This window comes from Anaeromyxobacter sp. PSR-1 (genome assembly GCF_000964525.1).
Taxonomy (GTDB): domain Bacteria; phylum Myxococcota; class Myxococcia; order Myxococcales; family Anaeromyxobacteraceae; genus Anaeromyxobacter.
Window position 1 is genome coordinate 12,836 of sequence record NZ_BAZG01000027.1, and the last position, 24,467, is coordinate 37,302.

General features: G+C 73.4%; 23 protein-coding genes. 11 read left to right on the forward strand and 12 right to left on the reverse strand.

Annotation, left to right across the window (positions count from 1 at the left end; translation table 11 throughout):
• Positions 1-78: 78 nt before the first annotated feature.
• Genes PSR1_RS06860 through PSR1_RS06870 form a run of 3 tightly spaced genes read right to left on the reverse strand, consistent with a single transcriptional unit; the run spans position 79 to position 3,666 of the window.
• Entirely contained in the window at positions 79-1,896 is a 1,818-nt protein-coding gene (locus tag PSR1_RS06860; protein WP_059436876.1) for a cytochrome c biogenesis protein, read from the reverse strand.
• Entirely contained in the window at positions 1,893-3,071 is a 1,179-nt protein-coding gene (locus PSR1_RS06865) for a cytochrome c biogenesis protein ResB (protein WP_059436877.1), read from the reverse strand. Before PSR1_RS06865 ends, PSR1_RS06860 begins: the two co-directional genes overlap by 4 nt.
• The gene (locus PSR1_RS06870; RefSeq protein WP_237757853.1) at positions 3,058-3,666 is read right to left on the reverse strand and encodes a hypothetical protein; all 609 of its coding nucleotides are present in this window, start codon (positions 3,664-3,666) and stop codon (positions 3,058-3,060) included. The genes PSR1_RS06865 and PSR1_RS06870 overlap by 14 nt, the downstream gene beginning before the upstream one ends.
• A gap of 377 nt (positions 3,667-4,043) precedes the next feature.
• Between PSR1_RS06870 and PSR1_RS06875 the strand changes: the two genes are divergently transcribed.
• The 3 genes from PSR1_RS06875 (at position 4,044) to PSR1_RS06885 (ending at position 7,065) form a co-directional block, all read left to right on the forward strand.
• Positions 4,044-4,991 carry a cation diffusion facilitator family transporter gene (locus tag PSR1_RS06875; RefSeq protein WP_059436879.1) on the forward strand — a complete coding sequence of 316 codons (948 nt, stop codon included), beginning with the start codon at positions 4,044-4,046 and terminating at the stop codon, positions 4,989-4,991.
• A gap of 63 nt (positions 4,992-5,054) precedes the next feature.
• Positions 5,055-5,876: a class I SAM-dependent methyltransferase gene (locus tag PSR1_RS06880; protein WP_059436880.1), complete on the forward strand. Its 822-nt coding sequence runs from the start codon at positions 5,055-5,057 to the stop codon at positions 5,874-5,876.
• 118 nt (positions 5,877-5,994) lie between these two features.
• On the forward strand, positions 5,995-7,065 hold the full coding sequence (locus tag PSR1_RS06885; RefSeq protein ID WP_082100167.1) for a 3-deoxy-7-phosphoheptulonate synthase: 1,071 nt from the start codon (positions 5,995-5,997) through the stop codon (positions 7,063-7,065).
• A gap of 146 nt (positions 7,066-7,211) precedes the next feature.
• On the opposite strand, the gene ald is transcribed toward PSR1_RS06885, so the two are convergent.
• Entirely contained in the window at positions 7,212-8,324 is a 1,113-nt protein-coding gene (gene ald / locus PSR1_RS06890; protein WP_059436881.1) for an alanine dehydrogenase, read from the reverse strand.
• A gap of 121 nt (positions 8,325-8,445) precedes the next feature.
• On the opposite strand from ald, the gene PSR1_RS06895 reads away from it, so the two are divergent.
• Positions 8,446-8,838: a TraR/DksA C4-type zinc finger protein gene (locus PSR1_RS06895; protein WP_011421162.1), complete on the forward strand. Its 393-nt coding sequence runs from the start codon at positions 8,446-8,448 to the stop codon at positions 8,836-8,838.
• A 20-nt stretch (positions 8,839-8,858) separates the two neighbouring features.
• Complete coding sequence (gloA, locus tag PSR1_RS06900; RefSeq protein ID WP_059436882.1) at positions 8,859-9,245, forward strand: lactoylglutathione lyase; 387 nt, start codon at positions 8,859-8,861, stop codon at positions 9,243-9,245.
• A gap of 299 nt (positions 9,246-9,544) precedes the next feature.
• Here gloA and PSR1_RS06905 read toward each other — a convergent pair whose 3' ends face one another.
• On the reverse strand, positions 9,545-11,170 hold the full coding sequence (locus PSR1_RS06905; protein WP_059436883.1) for a peptide chain release factor 3: 1,626 nt from the start codon (positions 11,168-11,170) through the stop codon (positions 9,545-9,547).
• Positions 11,171-11,354: 184 nt separating this feature from the next.
• Positions 11,355-11,798 (reverse strand): GNAT family N-acetyltransferase, encoded by a 444-nt coding sequence (locus PSR1_RS06910; RefSeq protein WP_059436884.1) that lies wholly within the window; start codon positions 11,796-11,798, stop codon positions 11,355-11,357.
• Between the two features lie 129 nt (positions 11,799-11,927).
• Between PSR1_RS06910 and PSR1_RS06915 the strand changes: the two genes are divergently transcribed.
• The 5 genes from PSR1_RS06915 (at position 11,928) to PSR1_RS06935 (ending at position 16,961) form a co-directional block, all read left to right on the forward strand.
• A complete protein-coding gene (locus PSR1_RS06915; protein WP_059436885.1) occupies positions 11,928-12,920 on the forward strand; it encodes a GTPase in 993 nt (330 codons plus the stop codon).
• Positions 12,921-13,673: 753 nt separating this feature from the next.
• The gene (locus tag PSR1_RS06920; RefSeq protein ID WP_059436886.1) at positions 13,674-14,720 is read left to right on the forward strand and encodes an HNH endonuclease; all 1,047 of its coding nucleotides are present in this window, start codon (positions 13,674-13,676) and stop codon (positions 14,718-14,720) included.
• Between the two features lie 68 nt (positions 14,721-14,788).
• Positions 14,789-15,424 carry a recombination-associated protein RdgC gene (gene rdgC, locus PSR1_RS06925; protein ID WP_059436887.1) on the forward strand — a complete coding sequence of 212 codons (636 nt, stop codon included), beginning with the start codon at positions 14,789-14,791 and terminating at the stop codon, positions 15,422-15,424.
• Complete coding sequence (locus PSR1_RS06930; RefSeq protein WP_059436888.1) at positions 15,411-16,097, forward strand: hypothetical protein; 687 nt, start codon at positions 15,411-15,413, stop codon at positions 16,095-16,097. Before rdgC ends, PSR1_RS06930 begins: the two co-directional genes overlap by 14 nt.
• A gap of 123 nt (positions 16,098-16,220) precedes the next feature.
• Positions 16,221-16,961 (forward strand): metallophosphoesterase, encoded by a 741-nt coding sequence (locus PSR1_RS06935; RefSeq protein WP_059436889.1) that lies wholly within the window; start codon positions 16,221-16,223, stop codon positions 16,959-16,961.
• Between the two features lie 94 nt (positions 16,962-17,055).
• Here PSR1_RS06935 and PSR1_RS06940 read toward each other — a convergent pair whose 3' ends face one another.
• On the reverse strand, positions 17,056-17,565 hold the full coding sequence (locus tag PSR1_RS06940; protein WP_059436890.1) for a GreA/GreB family elongation factor: 510 nt from the start codon (positions 17,563-17,565) through the stop codon (positions 17,056-17,058).
• 119 nt (positions 17,566-17,684) lie between these two features.
• On the opposite strand from PSR1_RS06940, the gene PSR1_RS06945 reads away from it, so the two are divergent.
• Positions 17,685-18,677 carry an aldo/keto reductase gene (locus tag PSR1_RS06945; protein WP_059436891.1) on the forward strand — a complete coding sequence of 331 codons (993 nt, stop codon included), beginning with the start codon at positions 17,685-17,687 and terminating at the stop codon, positions 18,675-18,677.
• A 288-nt stretch (positions 18,678-18,965) separates the two neighbouring features.
• On the opposite strand, the gene PSR1_RS06950 is transcribed toward PSR1_RS06945, so the two are convergent.
• From PSR1_RS06950 to PSR1_RS06970, 5 genes are all read right to left on the reverse strand, one after another.
• Complete coding sequence (locus tag PSR1_RS06950; RefSeq protein ID WP_059436892.1) at positions 18,966-19,550, reverse strand: RNA polymerase sigma factor; 585 nt, start codon at positions 19,548-19,550, stop codon at positions 18,966-18,968.
• Between the two features lie 53 nt (positions 19,551-19,603).
• Complete coding sequence (locus PSR1_RS06955) at positions 19,604-20,545, reverse strand: MvdC/MvdD family ATP grasp protein (RefSeq protein ID WP_059436893.1); 942 nt, start codon at positions 20,543-20,545, stop codon at positions 19,604-19,606.
• A gap of 46 nt (positions 20,546-20,591) precedes the next feature.
• Positions 20,592-20,912 carry a hypothetical protein gene (locus tag PSR1_RS06960; RefSeq protein WP_059436894.1) on the reverse strand — a complete coding sequence of 107 codons (321 nt, stop codon included), beginning with the start codon at positions 20,910-20,912 and terminating at the stop codon, positions 20,592-20,594.
• 74 nt (positions 20,913-20,986) lie between these two features.
• Complete coding sequence (locus tag PSR1_RS06965; RefSeq protein WP_059436895.1) at positions 20,987-23,905, reverse strand: serine/threonine-protein kinase; 2,919 nt, start codon at positions 23,903-23,905, stop codon at positions 20,987-20,989.
• Positions 23,906-24,011: 106 nt separating this feature from the next.
• Positions 24,012-24,467: kelch repeat-containing protein (locus tag PSR1_RS06970; protein ID WP_237757854.1), on the reverse strand; the 456-nt coding region annotated here is incomplete at its 5' end.

The following is a 24,467-nucleotide window of genomic DNA, read 5'->3' on the forward strand; positions in this document are numbered from 1 at the left end:
AACGAGAGAACCAAAGACGACGGCCCCGCCCCAGGTCTCGGAGCGGAGCCGTCAAGGCTTCCCTGCGTGTCCGTAGGACTAGTGCCCCGGCTCCGGCGACGGCTCCTGCTGCTTGCCGTGCGCGTTCGCGGTCTTCCAGAACTGCGCGGGCAGGAGCGTGAACGCCATGATGGCGAGCTGCGACGCGATGAAGCCCGTGAGCGCCCAGAACGCGCTGTCCATGAAGCCGTAGGAGTGGAGCCCCACGCCCAGCATGTTGACGCCGAACCAGGACAGGCTGGTGATGACGTTGCCGAAGATCGCCATCGCCATGATGCCGCGCTCGCGGACGAAGCCGCCCCAGCGCGCGTGCAGGATGATCGCGTTCCACAGCACGATGAGCAGCGCGCCGTTCTCCTTCGGATCCCAGCCCCAGAACCGGCCCCAGGACTGGTCGGCCCAGATGCCGCCCAGCACCGTGCCCAGGAAGCTGAAGAAGAGCGCGAAGCAGATGACGCCGTAGGTCATCCCCATGAGCGCCTTGGTCGTGCCCGGGTCAGGCTTGCGGACCAGGTGCTTGCGGAGCGTGTAGCCGATGGCCATCGCGCCCGCGAGGAAGGTGCCGCTGTAGCCGATGGTGATGGTGACGACGTGGGTGGCGAGCCAGAAGTTCGAGTCCAGCACCGCCCGCATCATCTCCATCGTGTCGCCGTCGCCCGAGAGGTGGTGCGCCACGATGAGCGAGGCGAACCCCGAGGCCGCCGCCACCGCCGTCGCGAACCCCTTCTTGTAGATGCGCTCCAGGATGACGCCCAGCACCACCGCGCCCCACCCCACGAACACCGCCGAGGAGTAGAGGTTCGTGACCGGCGGGCGGCCCTGCAGGAGCACGCGCGACACGAGCCCCAGCGTGTGGATGACCGCGCCCGCGACCAGCAGGCCGTACGCCGCCGGCTGCAGGATCTTCGGCTTCCAGAGCCAGGACGCGAACAGCGCCAGCATCGCCAGCACGTACACGACCATGCCCGCGTAGAACGGCTGCGCGCGGTTGAAGACGATCTCGTGGCCCGCGAGGTCGATCGAGTCCGGGCGCGCCGCGGCGTCCGCGGCGGTGACGTCGGCCACCGCCCGGCCGAAGCTGGACGGATCCTGCGCCATGTACGCGACCGAGAGGCGCGCCCAGCCCGAGAGCGCGTCGCCCGGCTGGCCCGAGGCGGCGCCGCGCAGCGCCTGGCCCATGTTGAGCCAGTTGTCGCCGGTGGTGCCCGCGGCCGGCGGGATCGGGCGGAAGTAGGCCAGCTCCTCGATGGCCTGGTGGCGCTGCTGCGCGCCCGGCGTGCCCGCCGAGGCCACCTCGGCGGCGAGGCCAGGCGAGCCGGCGAGCTGCACCGTGTTCTTCAGGCGGTAGTAGAGGTACACGCGCTCGAACAGGTTCGCGATGGCCGACTGGAAGCGCGTGCGCTGCTTCGCGTCCACCTGGTGCGCGGCCATGGCCTGCTTCTGGATCTCCTCCAGGTGCGGCACGAGCGCGCTGAACGCGAAGTAGCGGTTCGAGCTCTGGCGCATGCCCATGAGCCCGAGGACCTCCGGGTCGTTGATCACGAACACCGGGTACTGGTCGGCCAGCTCCGGGCGGAACAGGACGTCCAGGATCCACTCGTCGGACGAGATGGTCCGGCCCTTCTGCGGCCCGTCGCCGTCCGGGTCGTACTTGAAGCTCTGCTGCCCGCGGATCATCAGCAGCGCGTTCCGCGACACCGAGTCCACCGGCTTCACGCGCCCGCCCTCCAGCACCGGCAGGCGGCCGAACGCGTCGGTGTCGAACCCGCGGACCGGGCTCGGCGGGATGACGGCGATGGCGGCGCCGACGATGGCGAGGCCGCCGGCGAGCCAGGGGATCAGCTTCTCGAGCTTCATGAGTGCGCCTCCGCCGCGGCCGCACGGCGCCGCATCGACCTTCTCATCGTGATGGCGAAGTGGACGAGCAGCCCCACCGTGACCAGCACGCAGGAGATGTAAGGCAGGAGCCAGCCCGGGTTCGACACCACCTGCAGGATCGAGAGGGTGTCGCCCTTTCCGAAGCTGGCCTGGTAGAACGCCTTCCCGTCGTAGCGCAGCGGCTGGTTCATGTAGATGAGCACGTCGCGCGACTCGCCCTTGGCGGGGTTGTTGAGGTGCACCAGGCTCGAGAAGTTCTTCGGGATCTCGGTGCCCGGGTACACGTCGTGGGTGAAGTCCTTGAGCGTCAGCGAGTACGGCAGGTAGACCCGCCGCGAGCGCATCGCGAGCTGGTAGGTGCGCCCCTCGTAGACGAACTGCTGCGGGGCCGCGAGCAGCGCCGACACCAGCCAGGTGCCGTAGCTCCGGCCGCCCGCCACCGGCTCGACGAACGCGGCGGTGGCGTTGGGGCGGTCGTCGGTGGTGACCGGCGGCAGCTCGGCCACGCGGATGCTGGTGCCCACCCCGGCGGTGGCGATGGCCGGCGCGTCGTTCGGCGTGCGCATGGCAAGGTCGGCGTTCTTGAGGAAGCGCTTCACCTTGAGGGTGATGGGCGTCCCCGGCACCTGCACCTCGTCGGCGCGGGCGAGCAGCGTCTCGGGGATGCCGTACACCTCGTCCCAGGCCGGGTCGGTGACGTCGATGACCGCCAGCTCGTTCTCGCGGGGGTACTCCACGTAGTTCGCGGTGTGCCCCTCCTCGAACGCGAGCTGCATGTCCTGCTGGAACATGCCGGTCACGAACTCGCCGATGACGAGCAGGATGAGGCCGGCGTGGACGATCCAGAGCCCCGCCTTCTTCCAGGACAGCTCGAGCCGCTTCAGCTGCGCGGCGATGAGGTTCACCGCCAGCACCGCGCCCGCGAGCGCGCCGCCCGGGAACACCGGCACCGAGAGCACGGTGCCCGGCACGTCCCACCAGACCAGCCAGCTGCGCATGTACACGTTGACCGCGCCCCAGGTGCCGAGGTGGACCTGCGCCAGCGTGCAGGCCACCACCAGCACCATCAGCGCCGCCATGCAGACGATGGTGAGCTTCAGCGAGGTGAGCACGTCGAGCAGCGCGCTCAGGGGCCGGTTCTCAATTCGCGTCAAGGCGGAGGCTCTCCAGCATGGAAACGAACTCGGGCTTGCGCGCGCCGACCGCGGCCGCGTCGCCGGACATCTTCAGGAACCAGGTGTTGCCCTCGGTGAACGTGAAGCCGGCCACCACGCGGGTCTTCTGCTGGCCCTCGCCGAGGAAGTCGTAGACCGACACGTCGCCGGCGCGCGTCTTCACGTGCTTGCGCGCGGAGGCGAGCGAGGCCTCGTCGAGCGGCGGCAGGCCGATCTGCCCGCGCCACCGGTTCACGTTGGCGAGCTCGCCGCCCGCCGGGCCGGGGAGGACGATCACCGTCACCTCCACCTTGCCGCCCGAGGCCGGGGGCGTGAGGGTCGCGTACCGCATCGCGCCGCCGCCGCGGACCTCGTTCCAGCCCTTCGGCAGCGTCCACGCCAGCGCCGACGAGCCGGTCGGCTGCGCCGGCGGCGGCACGTCGCCGGCCATGCCGGGCGCGCCCATCCCGCCGCCCATGCCGGCGGGCATCGCCGCCATGCCGGCCGGCTCCGGCGCCGCCTTGGGCACGCGGAAGTGGCTCACCGACTCGCGCTGGCAGCCGCTCGCGGCCAGGGCCAGCGCCCCCAGGAACACCCATGCGGGTGCGACCGACGACCACGGGCGTGCGCCGTCCCGCCTCGCGCCCGGATCAGGTGCTTCGACTCGCATCCATCCCTCGTGTGCGGGCGGCCAGCCGCCCTGGAAACCGCAGCGAAGTTGCGCATGCTGCAGCGCTGTGACCGTCCGGCGCGGGCTGCCATTCAACAGCGAGCCCCCGGAACCCTTCCGTACCAGACGGGGCAGGAACCTATCCCTTGAGATGATCGGGATCAAACGGTTCGTCACGCGCTTTCCGGGCCTTCCGTGCGGCTCTTTGTCGCAGGCAGCCGCTCGCCGCGGGCGCCGGGCACCGCCCGCCCCTTCGCGCTTGCCGCCGGCGCGGCCCGGGCGGACAACAGGCACCGTCCGTCATGACCGCCCCCGCCCGCGCACGCGCCTCCCTGACCCGCTTCGCCTGGCTCTCCATCGCCGCGGCGGTGACCACCATCGGCCTGAAGACCGGCGCGTATCTGCTGACCGGCTCGGTGGGCCTGCTCTCCGACGCGCTCGAGTCGCTGGTGAACCTCGTCGCCGCGATGCTCACGCTGGCGATGCTGGGCGTGGCGGCCCGCCCTCCCGACGAGGAGCACGCGTACGGGTACGGCAAGGCGGAGTACTTCGCGAGCGGCGCGGAGGGGGCCCTCATCCTGCTCGCCGCGGCGGGGATCGCCTGGACGGCCACCGAGCGCCTGCTCTCGCCGCGGCCGATCGAGCAGGTGGGGCTGGGCCTCGTCGTCTCCGTGGCGGCGTCCCTCGTGAACCTCGGCGTCGCGCGCGTGCTCCTGCGGGCGGGCCGGCGGCACCACTCGATCGCGCTCGAGGCCGACGCCCACCACCTCATGACCGACGTGTGGACGTCGGCCGGGGTGCTGGTGGCGGTCGGGCTGGTGGCGGTGACGGGCTGGCAGCGGCTCGATCCGCTCATCGCGCTCGCGGTCGCCGCGAACATCGTGTGGACCGGCGTGAAGATCATCCGCCGCTCGGCGCTCGGGCTGCTGGACCGCGCGCTCGCGCCGGAGGAGCAGGCCGCGCTCCGCGCCGTGCTCGACCGGCACGCGTGCCCGGAGGTGCAGTTCCACGCGCTCCGCACGCGGCAGGCGGGGTCGCGCCGGTTCGTGACGGTGCACGTGCTCGTCCCCGGCGCCTGGACGGTGGCGCGCGGGCACGGGCTGGTGGACGCCATCGAGCAGGAGGTGCGGGCGGTGCTGCCGAACGCCACCATGGAGACGCACCTCGAGGCCCTCGAGGATCCGGCCGCCTGGCAGGACCAGGAGCTCGACCGGCCGCTCCCGCCGGCCGCGCCGCGCCAGGCACCTTGACGGCGCGCGAACGCCTCGCCATCTGTTGAGGCCGCCGGGGTGGCCGGCGCGCGGAGGCGGTGCATGAGCCAGGAGACGCTGAACCCGCAGGCCCGCCAGATGGCGGACGAGTCCATGTTCCGCAACCTGGCCGCGCAGGCCTCGGCCATCTGGCCGCAGGAGGCGCCGCTCTTCCGGCGCTACGAGCTGCCGGCCGGCGCGCGCATCCTCGACGCGGGCTGCGGCACCGGCGAGATCACCGCCCGCCTCGCCGGCCTGTTCCCGAAGGCGACCGTCCTCGGCGTGGACGTGCTCGAGCCGCCGCTCCGGGTGGCCCGCGCCCGCCACGGCGCGCTCGCGCCCCGCGTCTCGTTCGCGCAGGGCAGCGTGTTCCACCTGGCGCTGCCGGATCGCGAGTTCGATCTCACGGTCTGCCGCCACGTCATCCAGGCCATCCCCCACCCCGAGCGCGCGCTGGCCGAGCTGGCCCGGGTGACGCGCCGCGGCGGGCGCATCCACCTGCTGGCCGAGGACTACGGGATGATCCACCTCCCCGCGCGCACGCTGGATCCGGCCGACTTCTGGCCGGCCGCGCCGCGCGAGTTCGGCGCCCGCACCGGCTCGGACATGCTGGTCGGCCGGCGCGCGTTCGCCATGATGCGCGCCCTCGGCCTCGCCGACCTCACGCTCGACTACGTCGCGGTGGACACGCTGCGCGTGCCGCGCGAGACGTTCGCGGCGATCTGGGAGGCCTGGCGCGACGGCTACGCCGACGCCATCGGTCAGCACACCCGCTTCACCGCCGAGGAGGCGCGGCGCCACTTCGACGACCAGATCGCGACCATCCGCGATCCGGACCAGTACGCCGCCTGGATCATCCCGATCCTCTCCGCGCGCGTGCCGTAGGCGGCCGCGCGACCGGCGGGCCGGCGGTTTCCGGCCGGGAATCGCCCCTGCGCGGGGTGGAACGGACGCGCCGATCGGGTGTATTTTCGCTCCCCTTCCCCCGCGCCGGAGCGAGCCCGTGCAGAAGACCGAGGACCTGAACATCGCCGCGTTCGACCTCATGCCGTCCCCGGACGAGGTCAAGGCGCGCATCCCCATCACCGAGGAGGCGGTCCGCACCGTGGTGGAGGGCCGCCGCGCCATCGAGGCCATCCTCGACGGCCGCGACCCGCGCATGTTCGGCGTCATCGGCCCCTGCTCCATCCACGACGCCGCCGCCGGCCTCGACTACGCGCGCCGCCTGCGCCACCTCGCCGAGGAGGTGAAGGACACGCTGGTGCTGGTGATGCGCGTGTACTTCGAGAAGCCCCGCACCTCGGTCGGCTGGAAGGGCTTCATCAACGATCCGTACATGGACGACTCGTTCCGGATCGACGAGGGCATGGAGCGGGCGCGCCGCTTCCTGCTCCAGGTGAACGAGCTCGGCCTGCCCGCCGGCACCGAGGCGCTCGACCCGCACGCGCCGCAGTACTACGGCGACCTCGTCTCCTGGACCGCCATCGGCGCCAGGACCTCCGAGTCGCAGACCCACCGCGAGATGTCCTCGGGCCTCTCCACCCCGGTCGGCTTCAAGAACGGCACCGACGGCGACGTGGACGCGGCCGTGAACGCCATCCTCTCGGCGGCGCGGGCGCACAGCTTCCTCGGCGTGAACGGCCAGGGCCAGTCGGCCATCATCCGCACCCGCGGCAACCGCTACGGCCACCTGGTGCTGCGCGGCGGCGGCGGCCGGCCCAACTTCGACACCGTCTCCATCTCGCTCGCCGAGCAGGCCCTCACCCGCGCCAAGCTCCCGCTCAACCTGGTGGTGGATTGCTCCCACGCGAACTCGTGGAAGAAGCCGGAGCTCCAGCCGCTCGTGCTCCGCGACGTGGTGCACCAGGTCCGCGAGGGCAACCGGTCGGTGGTGGGCTTCATGGTCGAGAGCTTCATCGAGGCCGGCAGCCAGCCCATCCCCGACGACCTCTCGAAGCTCCGCTACGGCTGCTCGGTCACCGACGCCTGCGTGGGCTGGGACACCACCGTGGAGATGGTGCGCCAGGCCCGCGAGGTGCTGAAGGACGTGCTGCCGCGGCGGGACCGCGGGTAGCGGCCGGACCGCTCGCCCCTCGACAGGCTCGGGGTGAGCGGGTCAGCAGAAATCCGAGCCTGCCCTTCGACGCGCTCAGGGCGAGCGGGCAGCGAAGATCCGCTCGTGGTGAGCCTGTCGAACCACGAGCGGAGCTGGCGCGCGGCCTACAGCAGCGTCCGCGGGTCGGTGTACGGGATCCCCAGGCTCTCCGCCGCGGGCGCGCAGGTGAGCTTGCCGCGGTAGGTGTTGAGCCCGGCCAGGAAGCCCGGATCCGCGAGGAGCGCGTCCTTCACGCCGCGGCCGGCGAGCTGCATCGCGTACGGCAGCGTCGCGTTGGTGAGCGCGAGCGTGGAGGTCCGCGGGAGCGCGCCGGGCATGTTCGCGACCGCGTAGTGCAGCACGCCGTCCACGAAGTAGACCGGGTCGGCGTGGGTGGTCGGCCGGGTGGTCTCGACGCAGCCGCCCTGATCCACCGCCACGTCCACGATGACGCAGCCCGGCTTCATGTGCTTCAGCATGCGCCGCTGCACCAGTCGTGGCGCGGCGGCGCCGGGGATGAGCACCGCGCCGATGACGAGGTCGGCCTGGACGAGCGCCTGCTCCACGTGCGCCTCGTTGGACCAGAGCGTCTCGATGCGGTTGCCGAAGATGTCGTCGAGGTAGCGGAGCGTGGGCAGGCTCTTGTCGAGGACCGTGACCCGCGCGCCCATGCCCGCCGCAACCTTGATGGCGTTCAGGCCCACCACCCCGCCGCCCAGCACCACCACGTGCGCGGGCGGCACGCCGGGCACCCCGCCGAGCAGCATGCCGCGCCCGCCGTTCGGCTGCTGCAGGTAGAACGCGCCCACGTGCGCGGCCATGCGGCCGGCCACCTCGGACATGGGGGTGAGCAGCGGCAGGCGGCCGGAGGTGTCGCGGATGGTCTCGTAGGCGATGGCGGTGACCTCGTGCTCGAGCAGCGCCTTCGTCTGGAGCGGGTCCGGGGCGAGGTGCAGGTACGTGAACAGGATCTGCCCGGGCCGCAGCGCGGCCAGCTCCGGCGGCTGCGGCTCCTTCACCTTCACGATCAGCTCGGCCTGCTCGAACACCTGCCGGGCGACCGGCGCGATGCGCGCGCCCACCGCCTCGTACTCGGCGTCGGTGAACCCGCTGCGCTCGCCGGCGCCGGACTCGACCAGGACGTCGTGCCCGGCCGCGACGAGCGACCGCGCCCCGCCGGGCGTCAGGCCGACGCGGTTCTCGTTGTTCTTGATCTCCTTGGGGCAGCCGACGCGCATGCGAAGCTCCGGGGTGAGGGTCGAGCGGCCCCCACCGAGTAAGACGAACGCGGGCCGCCGTCGACCCCCGCACCGGGTGTTCGCGATGGCGCGTCCCACGGTTCTGGGCTAAGGAGCGGCCATGAACGCGAAGGAGCGCGCCGCCCACCGGCTCGCCCTGGAGCGGCTGCGCGCGCAGCTCGTCCAGGCGGGCCCCGCCCGCATCGAGCCGAACCGCCGGGACCCGGCCAGCACCGGCGTCTCCGACGAGGACGCGCAGGCGCTGTCCGAGATGCTCCAGGTGCTCGCCTCGCAGCGCAACAAGGGGCAGGCGGAGCTGGTCGGCCGGATCGACCGCGCGCTGGCGAAGCTGGCCAACCGGCCGGACGACTTCGGGCTGTGCGAGTCGTGCGAGGAGGAGATCGCGCCCCGCCGGCTCGCGCTCATGCCCTACGCGGCGCTCTGCCCGGAGTGCCAGGCGCGCTCCGAGCCGCGCCGCAACGCGACGCGCAAGAACCTGACCGACTTCAGCTGACCCGCACCCCGGAGATCCCCGTGCGCATCCTCCACACCATGCTCCGCGTCGGCGACCTGGAGCGGTCGCTCGCCTTCTACACCGGCGTCCTCGGCATGACGCTGCTCCGCCGCCAGGAGTACCCCGACGGCCGCTTCACGCTCGCGTTCGTGGGCTACGGCCCGGAGTCCGAGCAGACCGCCATCGAGCTGACGCACAACTGGGACACGCCCCGCTACGAGCTCGGCACCGGCTTCGGCCACGTGGCGCTGGAGGTGCCGGACGCCTACGCCGCCTGCGCCGAGATCAAGGCGCGCGGCGGCCGCGTCGTGCGCGAGGCCGGCCCGATGAAGCACGGGACCACGGTGATCGCGTTCGTCGAGGATCCCGACGGCTACAAGATCGAGCTGATCCAGCGCGGGGGCTGAGGCGGATTCGCCTGCTCGTCCCTCGACTCCGCGCGGCCTGGCGGCCGCGCTACGCTCGGGATGAGCGGACGGAGACGCTTCGCACCCCCCGCTCACCCTGAGCGTAGGCGGGCCGCAGGCCCGCCGGAGTCGAAGGGCCGCCGCGCTACGCTCGGGATGAGCGGACGGAGACGCTCCGCACCCCCGCTCACCCTGCGCCACGCTCGGGATGAGCGGACGGAGTCGCTTCGCATCCCCCGCTCACCCTGAGCGTAGGCGGGCCGCAGGCCCGCCGGAGTCGAAGGGCGAGCGGGCGCGGCTCAGGCCGCGCGGACGACCACGCCCGTCGCGGTCTCCGCGAACCGGTACTCGGGGTGGAGCCGCTCCGCGGTGCGGAGCGCCCACTCGCGGTCGAACAGCACCACCGCCCGGTCGCGCACGTCGAGCACCACCATGCCCTCGACCGCGTCGTGGAGCGCGTCGAGGTCGAGCGGCTTGCCGTCGGCGCGCGAGACCCAGCGCGCGAGCTGGTACGGCACCGGCTCGACCCGCACCTGCACCGAGTACTCGGACTCGAGCCGGTAGCGCACCACCTCGAACTGGAGCTGGCCGAGCGCGCCCAGCACGAGGTCGCCGGCGCGGCCCGCGGGCGGGCGGTAGAGCTGCACCGTGCCCTCCTGCGCGAGCTGCTCCAGGCCGGTCGCGAACTGCTTGCGGCGCATGGGATCGACCAGCGCGAGCCGCCGGAAGTGCTCCGGCGCGAAGCTGGGGATGCCCTCATAGACGAAGCGCGAGCCGCCGGTGAGCGTGTCGCCGATCTCGAGGTTGCCGGGGTCGTGGATGCCGACCACGTCGCCGGCCCAGGACTCGTCCACCACGTTCCGGTCGCGGGCCAGGAACTGGGTGGGGTTCGCGAGCCGGACGTCCTTGCCGCTGCGGACGTGGTGCGCCTTCATCCCGCGGACCATCCGGCCGGAGCAGATGCGCACGAACGCGACGCGGTCGCGGTGCGCCTTGTCCATGTTCGCCTGGATCTTGAACACGAACCCGCTGAACTCGTCGCGGGTCGGCTCCACCGGGCCCTGGTCGGTGTCGCGCGGGCGCGGCGGCGGCATCAGCTCGCTGAAGGTCTCGAGGAACGCCTCCAGGCCGAAGTTGTTCACCGCGCTGCCGAAGAACATCGGCGACAGCTCGCCCGCCTCGAAGCGCTCCCGGTCGAACCCGTCGCCGGCGGCGTCGAGCAGGTCGGCCTCGGAGCGGAGGCGATCGTAGCCTGCGTCGTCGAGCGCCTCGCGGAGCATCGGGTCGTCGATGCCGGTCACCTCGACCGGCGGCCGCTCGGCGCCGGTGGTGGAGCTGGAGTTGGCGTGGTCGGCGTCGAACAGGTACACGCGCCGCGCCATGCGGTGGTAGACGCCGCGGAAGACGCCGCTGCGGAACACCGGCCAGGTGATGGGGTAGACGCCGATGCCGAGGACGCTCTCCACCTCGCCGATGAGCTCGAACGCGTCGCGGCCCGGGCGGTCCATCTTGTTCACGAACGTGAAGATGGGGATGGAGCGCTGCCGGCAGACGCGGAACAGCTTGCGGGTCTGCGACTCGACGCCCTTGGCGCAGTCGAGCAGCATCACCGCCCCGTCCACCGCGTGCAGCGTGCGGTAGGTGTCCTCGCTGAAGTCGGCGTGGCCGGGGGTGTCGAGCAGGTTCATCTGCAGCCCGCGGTAGGGGAACTGCAGGACGCTGGTGGTGATGGAGATGCCGCGCTCGCGCTCCATCTCCATCCAGTCCGAGACCGCGTTGGCCCGGCCGCGCTTCGCCTTCACCGCGCCGGCGAGCTGGATGACGCCGCCGTAGAGCAGCAGCTTCTCGGTGAGCGTGGTCTTGCCGGCGTCCGGGTGGGCGATGATGGCGAACGTGCGCCGGCGCGAGATCTCGTGGTGGCTCATGGACTGCGGGGGTCCTTCCAGAATGCGAATCGCCCCGGGCCGCGGGACCCGGGGCGAGCGAGCGTCTGTGCGTCGGGGGCGCACTCTAACCCAGCGGCGCGCGCGTTGCACCCTCCGCGCCTCGCCGCCCTCCGGCCGGCCGTCCCGGGGCCCCTCCGCTCCCGGGTGGCCGCCCGGCGGCGCGCTAGCTCACCAGCAGGAGCTTGCGCATGTGGACGTGCGGGACCCCCTGGTCCTCGAACACGTCCCCCTCGCGCCGGTAGCCGCGCGCGTGGAAGAACGGCTCCGACCCGAGCTGCGAGGCCACCACCACCTCGCGGATGCCGCGCAGGCGGGCCATGCGCTCGAGCGAGTCGAGCATGGCGGCGCCGACGCCGGTGCGGCGGGCCTCCTGCGCCACGGCCATGCGGCCGATCTGGCAGGTGCGCTGGTCGGTGCGGACCACCCGGCCGGTGCCGACGCAGTGGCCGCCGCGGTCGAACGCGACCACGTGGTCGGCGGAGAAGTCGAAGGCGTCGCGGTCGAGCGGCCGGGGGATGTGCTGCTCGAACTCGAAGACGTCGCGGCGCAGGGCGTAGGCGGCGTCGCGATCCTCGGTGGAGGAGGCGAAACGGACGAGGAAGGGCATGTGGGAAAGGTACCCGAAACGATCGTTCAGGCTCATGCCGCGGTGCGGCGAAACGGCACGGTTTCCCTCGACCGGGCGAGCCCTTCTGCGGCCGTGCCGTCCGCGGCGCCGCCGAAGGAGCATCGGACCATGCCCGCGAACGTGCCGCCCCGGTACAAGGACGCGGAGCTGCGCCTTCACCGCGCCACCACGCGCGAGGAGAAGGAGGACGCGCTCCGCGAGATGATCGCGCTCCTCCCCCATCACAAGGGGACCGACAAGCTGCTGGGGGACCTGCGCGCCCGGCTCTCGAAGCTGGAGGAGGAGGCGACCCACGCGCACCGGCCCGGGCGTCGCGCCGAGGTCGGCCAGGTGGTGCGCGAGGGGGCGGGGCAGTGGGTGATGGTCGGGCCGGCGAACGCCGGGAAGTCGTCGCTGCTCGCGGCGCTCACGCACGCGAAGCCGGAGATCGCGGAGTACCCGTTCACCACGCGTGATCCGCTGCCGGGGATGATGGAGTTCGAGGACGTGCAGGTGCAGCTCGTGGACACGCCGGCGGTGGGCGGGGCGCAGGTGCCGCCGTGGCTGCCGCAGCTCGTCCATGGGGCGGACGGGGTCCTGATCGTGCTCGACGTGGCCGCGGACGATCTGGAGGCGGGGCTTCGGGCGACGCTGGACCTGCTGGAGAGGGCGAGGGTCCGGCCTGCGGGGCGGGCGGCGGCGCCGGGGGCGTCGCCGCTGGAGCGGGCGGTGCCGGTGGTGGTGCTCGCGAACCGGTGCGACCTGGACGACGACGGGACGTTCGCGGCGCTGGCGCGGGAGGCGGTGCCGCCGGACCTGTTCATGTTCCGGGTGTCGGCCACCCGGGGAGATGGGCTGGATGGGCTGCGGGCGGTGCTGTTCAGGTCGCTGCACCGGATCCGCGTGCACACGAAGGAGCCGGGGCACGCGGCGGACGCGGGGAAGCCGTTCGTGCTGCCGGAGGGGGCGACGGTGCACGACCTCGCGGATCGGGTGCATCACGATCTCGCCGAGCGGCTGAAGTTCGCGAGGCTGTGGGGGCCGCACGCGCGGTTCGAGGGGCAGCAGGTCGATCGGGGGCACGTGCTGGGGGATGGGGATGTCGTCGAGTTGCACTCGTAGCTGTCGTGGATAGGCGGCGGGGTTGCTGGTGGCTCGGTGAAGAGGAGCTGGGCGGCGGGCCTTTGGAAAGGAGCTAGAGGTCGGGCAGCGGGCTGGCGGCACGGGCCTGGGTGGCCGGGAGCGGCGACGCGGGATCGGCTTGCGAGAGGCTTGAAGTGGAGGCGGGGCTGGCTCTCGATTGGCGCGCGCGGCTCTGCTCGCCGCTCATGGTGAGCCCCGTCGAACCATGAGCGTAGCGTGGTCACCGTGACTCAGCTCATGGTGAGCCCCGACCTCCGCTCATGGTGAGCCTCCAGACTCCGCTCATGGTGAGCCCCTGGTGAGCCTGTCGAACCATGAGCGTGGCGTAGTCACAGTGCCTCGCTCATGGCGAGCCCCTGGTCTTCCGCTGGCGATGAGCCTCTGGTCCTTCGCTCATGGTGAGCCCGTCGAACCATGAGCGTGACGTAGTCACCGTGACTCCGCCTCCGACCTCCGCTCATGGTGAGCCTGTCGAACCATGAGCGTGACGTAGTCACCGTGAGTGACCGCTTGCGACCCAACGGGCACCTTCGCCGCGCTTGACGTGGTTTCACTGTTCGGCGACCCACTCGCCGCGGGGAGTGCGGGGAGGCCGCCCTGGATGCGCTGGGCCTTGCCTGGCGATCGTGCCGGCGCTTCGAGCGCGTTCGCGATCTCGCCCTTCCCTTCTCGCGTCTGGAGGCGAATGCGTGCGTCCGGCGAGCGCCCGGAAACGCATGCGAGAGTGCCTGCATGGACACTGCGCGTGCACTCTCGGATCACCTCTCCACCCTGCTCCGCCGCGAGCACACTGCCCTCGCGGAGTTCCTCGTCGCGCTCGCGGACTTCGACGGGCGGCGCGCGTGGGCGGACCTGGGGTATGCCTCGCTCTTCCACTACCTGCACCGCGAGCTCCGGCTGTCCAAGGGCTCCGCGCAGTACCGCAAGGTGGCGGCGGAGCTCATCCAGGCGGTGCCCGCCGTCGTCGAGCCGCTGCGGGATGGGCGGCTCTGCTTCACCACCGTCATCGAGGTGGCGCGGGTCGTCACGGGCGAGAACTGGGAGACGGTCCTGCCGCGGTTCTATGGGCTGTCGCGGCACGAGGCGGCGGAGGTCGTCGCGGCGCTGGCGCCGCATCCGGCGCCGCCGGAGCGGACGGTCCTCACTCCGGTGCGCGGGCCTGGGGCGAATGGTTCAACTGTTGAACCGCGCGCCCCTGTGGTGACTTCTGGTTCAACTGTTGAACTGAAGGGCCCTGCGCTGGCCGCCGGTTCAACTGTTGAACCGCCGGCTGCACCGCCTCCGTATCGCTCCTTGGCGGAGCTCACCCCACTCACCGCCTCCCTGCAGCGGCTCCACGTCACGGTAAGTGAATGTTTCGCGCGCAAGCTGGAGCGGCTGCGGGATCTTCGGCCGGACCTTTCGGATGACGCGCTACTGGAGGCGGCTGTCGATCTGCTGCTGGCGAAGGCGGAGAAGCGCAAGGGGGCGCTCACGGACCGGCCCCGGGCGTCGGCCCGGCCCTCTCGCGATCCGGATCGCATCCCTGCCCACGTCCGCCGCGAGGTCTGGCGGCGGGATGGGGGGTGCTGCCAGTGGCGGTTGGCGGATGGCGACGTCTGCGGGTCCACGCACGCGCTCCAGCTCGACCACGTCGTGCCGCTCGCGCTCGGCGGGGAGTCCACCGTCGCCAACCTTCGCGTGCTCTGCGCGGCGCACAACCTCCTCGCGGCGCGGGCCGTGCTTGGGGATGCGGTGATGGATCGCTACGCGGGAACGCCACGGGGACGCGCGACGTGACGGTGATCGCGGTGCGTACGCGGAGCCGCTTGACCTTCTTCCCTCCCTCCCCCATCTTGCGCCCCCCTATGCCCATCCGACGAGGCTCCGTCACCTTCGCCCGCTTCCGCGCGGAGATCCCCGCGAAGCGTTCCTCCGACACGCGCCGCTGGCTGGCCCGCGGGCTGGCCAAGGGGGCCTTCGAGCCGCTCGACATCGAGCGCGGGGAGGACGATCGCGCGGCGGGGTTCGTCTCCGCGGAGGATCCGGGGGTCACGGACTTCACCTCGGGGGTGCTCGAGGGCGAGTGGGCGCTGTTCGCGTTCCGGGTGGACACGCTGCGCATCCCTTCCTCGGCGGTCCGGGCGGAGCTGGATCGCTGGGTCGCGCTCCACGAGAAGGAGCGGGGGCGGCCGCCGACGAAGGGCGAGAAGGCGACGCAGAAGGACCTCATCCGCCACGCGCACCGGCAGCGGGCGGTCCCGTCCACCAAGGTCCACGACGTCTCGCTGCACCTCGCCTCGGGCGAGCTGCTGGTGTGGGCGGCCTCGCGCAAGCTGGTGGACGAGATCGCGGCGGCCATCGAGGGTGCGCTGGAGATCAAGCCGACGCCCTCCTCGGTGAGCGCGCTGGCGGTCCGGTCGGAGATCTCCGACGCGGCGCTGGCGCCGACGGCGGCGCTGACGGGCATCTCGGGCAAGGAGGCGCTCCATGTCGAGGCGTGATCAGGCGAGGGCGGAGGCGGCGTTCCTGCGGGGCGACACGGGCGTCGATGGCGTCGCGACCGACGCGGACGGGCGGGACGAGGCGGAGGTCGAGCGCGACAAGGCGCGGGAGGCGCTGGTTCGCGGCCGCACGTGGCTGGGGCGGGAGCTGCTCACCTGGCTCTTGTGGCGCTCGGAGTCGGGCGAGCCGGTCACGGAGCTGGACGGGACGCCGGTCGTCGTCCTCTTCGTCGGGCGGGTCACGCTGCGGGGCGTGGTGGGCGACGTGACGGAGCTGGCGGCGCGGGGCACGCAGGCGCCATACGCGCGCGAGGTCCGGCGGGCGCTCGACGCGGGGCTGCTGGTACACCAGGCGCGCGTGCGCCTGCAGCACGGCGAGCAGGCCTACGAGGTGACGCTCGACGCGGAGTTCCTCGACGTGAAGGGCGCGAAGCTGCCGCCGCCGCTGGCGGAGGCGGACGACGACAAGCTCGTCCAGCGCCTGGAGCAGGCGCAGCGGCTCTCGGCGCTGGTGGACGCGCTCGCGGCGGCGTTCCTCGAGGTCCGCGCCTCGCGGGCCTGGGCCTCGCGCACGGTGCCGGCGCTGAAGCGCTGGATGCAGGACGAGGAAGGCGGCGCGGAGCGGGAGGACGCACCGGTGCCCGTATCGCGGCCGGCGCGCAAGGCGCGGTAGCCGCGGCATCGCTCGCCCTTCGACGGGCTCAGGGCGAGCGGAAGGATCGGGCGGCGGGTCCGCTCCTGCCGGGCCACACTTTTCGCGTGCCCTCGCGGCGCCCCGGCGGAATACTGCGCGGCCATGCTGCGCATCGCGGCGCTGTCGGACATCCACGGGAACGTCTGGGCCCTCGAGGCGGTGCTGGAGGACGCGCACCGGCAGGGCGTGGACCTCGTCGTCAACATCGGCGACGTCCTCTCCGGGCCGCTCGAGCCGGCGGCCACCGCGGACCTGCTCATCCCGCTGGGCCTGCCGACCATCGCGGGCAACCACGAGCGGCAGCTCCTCGCCTGCGAGCACCACGCGGGCGGAGCGGCCGACCAGCACGCGTTCGAGCACACCACGCCGCGCCACCGCGAGTGGCTGCGCCACCTGCCGCCCACGCTCGACCTGGCGCGGGGCGGCGTGTTTCTCTGCCACGGCACGCCCACCAGCGACACCCAGCACCTGCTCGAGGACGTCGAGCACGGCGGGCTGCGCCTGGCCGCGCCGGCCACGCTCGAGACCCGCGCGTTCGGCGTGGACCGGAGCCTCATCCTCTGCGGCCACTCGCACGTGCCGCACGCGATCGGGCTCAGCGGCGGCCGGCTGGTGGTGAACCCGGGCAGCGTCGGGCTCCAGGCCTACGAGGACGACCACCCTTCCCACCACAGGGTCGAGAACGGCTCGCCGCACGCCCGCTACGCCATCTGCCACCGCACGCCCCGCGGCTGGAGCGTCGCGTTCCGCTGCGTCGCCTACGACCACCCCCGCGCCGCGGAGACGGCGCGCGCGAACGGCCGCGAGGACTGGGCGCGCTGGCTGGAGACCGGGCGGGCCTGAGTCCCTCGACCCCGCGCGGCCTCCGGGGAGAAGCCCGCTCACCCTGAGCGTAGGCGGGCCGCAGGCCCGCCGGAGTCGAAGGGCGAGCGTCGCCTCACGGCGGCGCGGTGCGCCGCACCGCCACCACCGTCAGCTCCGCCTCGCCGCCGGGCCGGTTCACCTCCACCACGTCGCCGGCGCGTCGGCCGAGCAGCGCGCGCGCCACCGGCGAGCCGGCGCTGATGAGCCCGCGGCGCGCGTCGGCCTCGTCCGGCCCGACCAGGCGCCAGGTGACGCGGCGGCCGTCCTCCTCCTCGACGGTCACCCAGGTCCCGAACCCCACCTGCCCCTCCGGCGTGGCCTCGGGCCCGAGGACCGTGAGCGCGCCCAGCGTCGCGTCGAGCGCGGCGATGCGCGCGTCCAGCTCGGCGATCCGCGCCGCGCGCTCGGCGTCGGGCAGCCGGGCGGCGTCGCCGCGGTCGGCCCGGAGCCGCGCCAGCGCCTCGCGCAGCGCGGCCTGCCCCTCGGGCGTCACGTAGCGCACCTCGCCGGGCGCGAGCCGCGGCGGCGGTCGCACCACCGGGCCGAGGTCGGGCGTCTCCTCGCTGGTGAAGGCCTTGGACACGCCCCGAGGATAGCGGCCGGCCGCCGGCCGCGCCCGCGCGGACGTCCGCCCCGGGCCGGGCCCTGCGACACCTGGGCGCAGCTTGCGCCCGCGCGCCGGAGGCGCCATCACCTCCACCCATGGACACCACGCGACTGGGAAGGACCGGGCTCGAGGTGAGCCGGCTGTGCCTCGGCACCATGAACTTCGGGCCGGAGACGCCGGAGGACGAGGCGTTCCGGATCATGGACCGCGCGCTCGACGCCGGCGTGTTCTTCTTCGACACCGCCAACGTCTACGGCCAGAAGGCGAGCGAGTGGGGCCGGCTCCCGCGCGAGGGACGCACCGAGCAGATCGTGGGGCGCTGGCTGGCGCAGGGCGGAGGGCGGCGCGAGCGGATCGTGCTCGCGACCAAGGTGTACGGGCCGATGTGGGAGGGGCCGAACGGCCGCGGGCTCTCCGCGTTCCACATCCGCCGCGCCTGCGAGGACAGCCTGCGCCGGCTCGGGACCGACCACGTGGACCTGTACCAGATGCACCACGTGGACCGCGCCACGCCCTGGGACGAGCTGTGGGAGGCGATGGATCGCCTGGTGCGCGACGGCAAGGTGATCTACGTCGGCAGCAGCAACTTCGCCGGCTGGCACGTGGCGCAGGCCTGCGAGGCCGCGGCGCGGCGGAACCTCCTCGGCCTCGTCTCCGAGCAGAGCCTCTACAACCTCGCCTCGCGCACCATCGAGCTGGAGGTCATCCCGGCCTGCCGCGCCTACGGCGTCGGCATCCTGCCCTGGAGCCCGCTCGCGGGCGGCCTCCTGGGCGGCGCGCTCGCGAAGGCGACCGCGGGACGGCGCGCCGGCGAGCGGGTGCAGAAGAAGATCGAGCAGCACCGCCCGCAGCTCGAGCGCTGGGAGAAGCTCTGCGCCGAGATGGGCCAGCGGCCCGCGGACGTGGCGCTGGCGTGGGTGCTGGGGCGGCCGGGCGTCACCGCGCCGATCGTCGGGCCGCGCACCGTGGCCCAGCTCGACGAGGCCATCGCCGCGACCGAGCTGACGCTCGACCCGGCCGCGCTGCAGGAGATCGACGCGATCTGGCCCGGCCCCGGGGGCGAGGCGCCCGAGGCGTACGCCTGGTAGCCCTTCGACTCCGGCGAGCCTGACGGCTCGCCTACGCTCAGGGTGAGCGGGCGATCTGCTCACCTGGCGCGAAGTCGAGGGCCGAAAAGTCGGAGGCTCCGCCGGTTTCCCGGCGGAGCCCCCGTGGCCCCCCGGCCACTTCGAGTGGAGCGCTCACCCTTGGACGCTCCGCAGACTTGGAACGGCCGGCCCGCGGCGTGTGACGCGTCGGGCGCGGGTTCCGCGCGGCCCGGGGAAACCCCTCACCATTCCGGCGTCATAGAACGTTTACCCAGAATGGGGCGTCCGTCAGGATTCTTCGCGGCTGCCCTCGACCGCGCGGCGCCGGATGATCTCGGCCAGCCGGTCCTTGATGCGCTCGTAGCGCTTGCGGAGCGTGGCCGGGTCCACGCGCTGCCCGTCCTGCGACAGCACCTCCGCGACCTCGTCCCAGGAGAGCTCCTGGTCGAGCCGGAGCACGAGCAGCGTCTGCTCCTCGTCGTCCAGCATCGCCCGCAGCTCCTCCAGCTCCTGCCGCTGGCGCTCGAGGCGGACGGCGGTGCGGGTGCGGACGTCGGCGGCGAGCCGGGTGGCCTCGGTGGTGTCGAGCCGCTGCCCGAGCCGCCGCCAGGCGTCGTCGCGGACCTTCATGGCGGCGCTCCAGGCGGCCTTGAACGCCCAGGTGCGGGCGCTGGAGCGGCGCTGGAACCCCGGCATGCCGCGCCACACCTGCTCGGCGAACAGCGCGAACGCGTCGGCGGCGGCGGTCTCGTCGCGGAGCAGGACGTTCAGGTAGCCCAGGATCCGCGGGCCGTAGCCGCGGATGATCTCGGTCGCGGCGAGGCGGTGATCGCCCGCCTCCAGCGCCGCCGATATCCGGGCCTCGACGTCCATCCCGGGCAATGTAGACGACCCTGCACGGCGGGTCGAGGCGGCCGCGAGGTGGGTCACCGGCCCGCCAGCAGCCGGGCGAGGGCCGAGGTGATCGGCTGTCCGGTCCGCTCCTCCACGAACCCCCACTGTCCGCTCGGGTTCAGCTCGAGGAACGCCCAGGAACCGTCGTCGCGGCGCCGGAAGTCGGCCGCGGCGTACAGGAGGCCCAGGTCGGCGACCAGTCGCCGCAGCCCGGCCGCGATCGCGTCGGGCAGCTCGCAGGCCGCGACGCGGCAGAGGTGGGTCACCGGCCGGAAGTCGTCCGGTGAGACCGTGTCGCGCGCGTCGAGGTCGGCCGCGAAGAGCGCGTCGCCGACCACCGTCACCCGCACGTCCACCCCCGGCACGCGCTCCTGGAAGATGACCGGCGCGAGCGGCAGCGAGGCGAGCCGCGCCAGGTCGTCGCGGCCCACGCGGCGGGTCGGCCGCCACAGCGCCGCGCTCCCCGCGGCGAGGACCTTGTGGACGGCGCCGTCCGGACCGCACGCATCGAGGAAGGCACGCGCGGCGTCCGGGTCGCTCGTGACGAGCGTGCGCGGCACCGGCAGCCCGGCGCGCTCGGCGGCGGCGAGCTGGTGCGGCTTGTGCGCGGCGGCCGCGTCGCGCCAGGGATCGTTGACGAAGCGCGCGCCGCGCAGCGAGGCCACGAGGCCCATCACCGCCTCGCCGGTCTGCCGGGTGGCGAACGCGGCGTCCTCCGGGCGGAGGCCGGGCGCGGCGGCGTGTGGCTGGGGCCGCCTCCACCAGACCGCGGTGACCCGCGCCGCGTCGATGGGCGGGCGTCCTTCGAGCCGGAGCTCCCGCGCGCCACCGCCCGCGCCGTAACCGAGCACCACCCTTCCCCGGCGCGGCAGGTCCGAGAGGTCGAGCACGGTCGCTTCCGCGCCGAGCGCCTCGAGGGCGCGGAGCACGAGCGGCGCGTGCTCGTCGCCGGCGTGGGTGATGGCGAGGATCACGGGAAGGAGCCGGCGCGCCGGGATGGCGCGCGCCGGCGATGCGCCACTAGATGGCGGTCTTCTCCGGCACCGCCGCGGGCGCAGCCTGCGCCGCCTCGGCCTGGAGCGTCGTGTACCAGCGCTCCACCGCCTGCATGTGCTGGATGCTGCTCTCGCTCAGGAAGCTCTCGCGGTGCGCGCGCTGCAGCAGGTCGAGCAGCTTGGAGAGCGTCGCCACCAGCTCGGCGGCGGTCGCCTGGCGCTTCGCGGCGAGCTCGGGGCTGACGCTCTCGAGGCCGAACGGGCGGGAGGTCGCGAGTTCGACGGCGGTCACCGCGGGACGATCCTTCTCCTCGATTGTGACCATCAGATCCGGATTCTTGGGCATGTCGTCTCCTATTTCAGATGGAATTGCAGCGAGCCGATGCTACTTCACGGGCGGACACACGCCGTGGCGCACACTTACAGCGAAGCCCACAGCGCACGCGCGTCCCGCGCCAGCGGGACATCGGTGTCGGCGTTGGCCACGATCCCGAGCAGGCGATTCACGGTCGCGCGGGCCGCGGCACGATCGCCCATGTTCAGCTGGGCGCGCGCCATGATGTAGAGGGTGCGCGGATATGCGAACGTCCGCCAGGAGCCGCGTGGCGGCAGCCGCAAGAACCGCTGCGCGGCCGCGACCGCCTCTCGATCGTCGCCGATGGCCGCGCTCACCTCCGCAGCCAGGTAAGCGGGAGCGAGCCCCTCCACCGGCCATGCATCTCGCGCCTCCGCCGCGGCGAGCCGGGCGAGCGCTCCGACTGCGTCACCCGCCTGCCAAAGCTCGAGCGCGGTCAGCTCCTCCGCCGCCACCGATCCCGGGGGAAGCGCCCGCGCGAGCTCGCGGGCGTGCGGAAGATCACCGAGCAAAGCCAGCGGCACCGCGAGATCTGCAGCGTACGCCGGATTCACCGCAGCCGCCCGGGCCGCGTATGGCCAGACGCGCGCAGGGTTCCACCCGATCATCGCGAGGAGCGCAGCGGTGTAATGGCGCGACTGACTTCGTGCGTCGGAGCGCTGGAGATAGTTCCTCGAACTCTCCAGTAGCGCCTCCCGGACCCGCCCTTGCGTCGCAAGCGCATGCGCGCGTCTCCGACCGGCGTCTTCCACCGGTAGGCGCCGGGCGATCGAGCCCATCTCGCGAACGTCGCCGGCCCCGCTCGCCGCGTACCAGACGAGTGATGCTTGCGCGTCACCGTGGTGTTCAAGCGCGCGACGCGCTTCCGCGAGGGCAGCGTCCGGCTCACCCAACCACAGGTGGATGTCCACCAGGGACGCGCTGCGCCCCGGCGAGTCCGCCCGCGCGGAAACCCGGTCGCGCAGGGCGCGCAGCTCACTCCAGCGGCCGAGTCGCCCGAGCGCCTCGGTGAGCGTGGCCACGGGATCCGGCCGATCTGGCGCGAGCGCGACAACCTTCTCGTAGTAGGGTACGCAGTCCGCCCATTTGCCCTGGCGCCACAGTACCTCGCCCCCGCCCTCCAGCGCCTCGAGGTCGTCGGCGGCGTCCACCAGGATGGCGTCGTAGAGCTGGCGCGCATCTTCGAGCTTCCCGCCGATGCGCGCGGCCAGCGCCTGGATCAGCAGGCGCTCCCGTTCCGTGACGCGAGTGGCGCCTCGGAGCGCAGCCTCGACGTGCCGCGACCCCACCTCGCTCTTCGTGCCCAGTAGCGACCGCGCTGCCGCCAGCCGGTAGTGCGCCAGCGGGAACGCGGGATCGATCGCGAGCGCCCGCTCGAAGGCGGAGGCGCAGCCCTCTACGGCTGGCTCGGTCGACTCCGCCCTCTCCAGACAATCCACCCCCGCGTAGTACCAGCGCGCCGCCTCCGGGCTCGCGGTCACGGCCTCGGCGACCGGGCGCCGCACGCGGCGGTCGGCGCGGCGCTCCTTGGCCTCGCGCCGGATCCGCTCGGCGAGCTCGTCCACACCGTCCGACATGCCCGAGGCGCTCCACAGGTCCACGCTCGCCTCGAACAGCTCCTTGCCGGTCTCGGACTCGATCGCCCGCACCGCCAGCACCGGGCCGTGCTCGCCGCGCTCCGCCGACGGCAGGATCACCAGGCCCGCGCCGGCGATCCGCGCCAGGTTGCGGGCGCGCTCCGCGTCGAGCCGCCCAGGCTCGCCCATGCCGGCCTCGCGCGACACCGCCGCGAGGCGCGCCGGCGCGACCAGCCGCACGCGCTTCGAGGGCTCGAGCGCCGCGGCGAGCAGGCCGGGGACGGCGTCGAGCGTGGGATCCTCGGCGCGGTTCTCCATGGCGGCGAGCACCGCCTTCACCTGCTCGCCGGGCGGCGGCTCGCGGTCGAGCGCGAGCCACGCCGAGAGCACCACCGCGGTGATCGCCACCGTGCCGGTGGCGTAGAGGAGGCCGCGGCGGGCGCGGCCGGCGTGCGCCTGCTGGATGGCGAGCAGCGCGTCGCGGGCCTCGCGGGCGCTGGCCGGGCGCCTCGCGGGATCGCGATCGAGCAGCCGCCGCACCAGGGCCCGGAGCGCCCTCGGCGCGGCCCGGCGCGGCAGGGCCGGCGTCGGGCCGGGCTCCTGCGCCTCGCTCCAGTCCTTGTCCACCCGGTACGGCAGCGCGCCGGCGAGGCACTGGTGCAGGATGACGCCGAGCGCGAACAGGTCCACCCGCGCGTCGCCGCCCTCCCCCTCCCACTGCTCCGGCGCCATGTACGCGGGCGTGCCGCCGTCGCCGATGCCGCCGCGGCCGAACAGGTGCGCGAACCCGAAGTCGAGCACCTTCACCTCGCCGTCGTCGGCGAGGTGCACGTTGCCGGGCTTGAGGTCGCGGTGGACCACGCCGGCCGCGTGCGCGTGGACGAGCGCCCGGGTGATGGCGATGCCGAGGCCGACCACCTGGTCGAACGTCAGCGTCTTCTCGCGCTCCAGCCGCCGCGCCAGCGAGTCGCCGCGGAGCAGCTCGAACACCAGGTACGGGCCCTCCGGCGCCTGCCCGAAGTCGTGCAGCGTGACGATGTTCGGGTGGTTGAGCCGGGCCACCGCCTCGGCCTCGCGCTGCATCCACTCGCGGCCGCGGGTCGCGATGCGCGTGCCGGGGCGCACCACCTTCACCGCCACCGTCCGGCCCAGGTCGCCGTCCTCGGCCTCGTACACCACCCCGAAGCCGCCGCGGCCCAGCTCGCGCACCAGCCGGAAGCGCCCGATGGTCGCGCCGGGCCGGAGCACCGGGGACCAGGCGTCGCCCAGCGACACCTCGTTCACGTGCACCATCTCGGCCAGCAGCCGGGTGAGCTGGACGGAGCGGTGCGCGTCGGCCGACTCGGCGCGTGGCGAGTCCTGGCTGGGCGGCTCTGCGGACGCGGCGGGTCTGGAGGGCGGCGACACGGGAGGCCTCGGGCTCAGCCCCGGGTTCTACCAGATGCCCGGACAGGACGTCGCGTGGGGGCCCGGCCGGGAGCGGGCCCGGGAGGCGGCGGTATCGCCCGGCCGCCTACTCGTAGACCTCCGCCTGCCGGAGCGCGGCGTGGCCGTCCTCGCCCCCGACCACGAGCACGCGTCCGTCGGGCAGCGGCGTGGCGGTGTGCAGGGCGCGCGCCGCGCCGAGTCGGGCCGGCCCCGGGGTGAACGCCCGCGTCGCCGGGTCCCACAGCTCCACCGTGTCGAGCCGCGTGCCGTCGGCGTCGGTGCCGCCCGCCACCAGCACCCGCCCGTCGGCGAGCAGCGTGGCGGTGTGGTCCGCCCGCGGGGTCGTAAGCGCGCCGGCCGGCGTGAACGCGCCGGTGTCCGGGTCCCACAGCTCCGCCTCGGCCACGTAGGTCCACGCCGCGTCGAGCCCGCCCACCACCAGCACGCGCCCGTCGCCGAGCCGCACCGCCGCGTGGCCGCCGCGGGGGTGCGCCAGCGACCCGGTGTACGCGAACGCCTCGGTGGCCGGGTCGAACAGCTC

Coding starts and splice junctions, on each gene's coding strand:
- PSR1_RS06960 (WP_059436894.1), bottom strand. CDS start 20,912: ATGCCCAAGAATCCGGATCTGATGGTCACAATCGAGGAGAAGGATCGT.
- PSR1_RS06920 (WP_059436886.1), top strand. CDS start 13,674: ATGGACACTGCGCGTGCACTCTCGGATCACCTCTCCACCCTGCTCCGC.
- PSR1_RS06950 (WP_059436892.1), bottom strand. CDS start 19,550: ATGGACGTCGAGGCCCGGATATCGGCGGCGCTGGAGGCGGGCGATCAC.
- PSR1_RS06895 (WP_011421162.1), top strand. CDS start 8,446: ATGAACGCGAAGGAGCGCGCCGCCCACCGGCTCGCCCTGGAGCGGCTG.
- PSR1_RS06930 (WP_059436888.1), top strand. CDS start 15,411: ATGTCGAGGCGTGATCAGGCGAGGGCGGAGGCGGCGTTCCTGCGGGGC.
- PSR1_RS06875 (WP_059436879.1), top strand. CDS start 4,044: ATGACCGCCCCCGCCCGCGCACGCGCCTCCCTGACCCGCTTCGCCTGG.
- PSR1_RS06935 (WP_059436889.1), top strand. CDS start 16,221: ATGCTGCGCATCGCGGCGCTGTCGGACATCCACGGGAACGTCTGGGCC.
- PSR1_RS06915 (WP_059436885.1), top strand. CDS start 11,928: ATGCCCGCGAACGTGCCGCCCCGGTACAAGGACGCGGAGCTGCGCCTT.
- PSR1_RS06945 (WP_059436891.1), top strand. CDS start 17,685: ATGGACACCACGCGACTGGGAAGGACCGGGCTCGAGGTGAGCCGGCTG.
- PSR1_RS06860 (WP_059436876.1), bottom strand. CDS start 1,896: ATGAAGCTCGAGAAGCTGATCCCCTGGCTCGCCGGCGGCCTCGCCATC.
- rdgC (WP_059436887.1), top strand. CDS start 14,789: ATGCCCATCCGACGAGGCTCCGTCACCTTCGCCCGCTTCCGCGCGGAG.
- PSR1_RS06905 (WP_059436883.1), bottom strand. CDS start 11,170: ATGAGCCACCACGAGATCTCGCGCCGGCGCACGTTCGCCATCATCGCC.
- ald (WP_059436881.1), bottom strand. CDS start 8,324: ATGCGCGTCGGCTGCCCCAAGGAGATCAAGAACAACGAGAACCGCGTC.
- PSR1_RS06880 (WP_059436880.1), top strand. CDS start 5,055: ATGAGCCAGGAGACGCTGAACCCGCAGGCCCGCCAGATGGCGGACGAG.
- PSR1_RS06910 (WP_059436884.1), bottom strand. CDS start 11,798: ATGCCCTTCCTCGTCCGTTTCGCCTCCTCCACCGAGGATCGCGACGCC.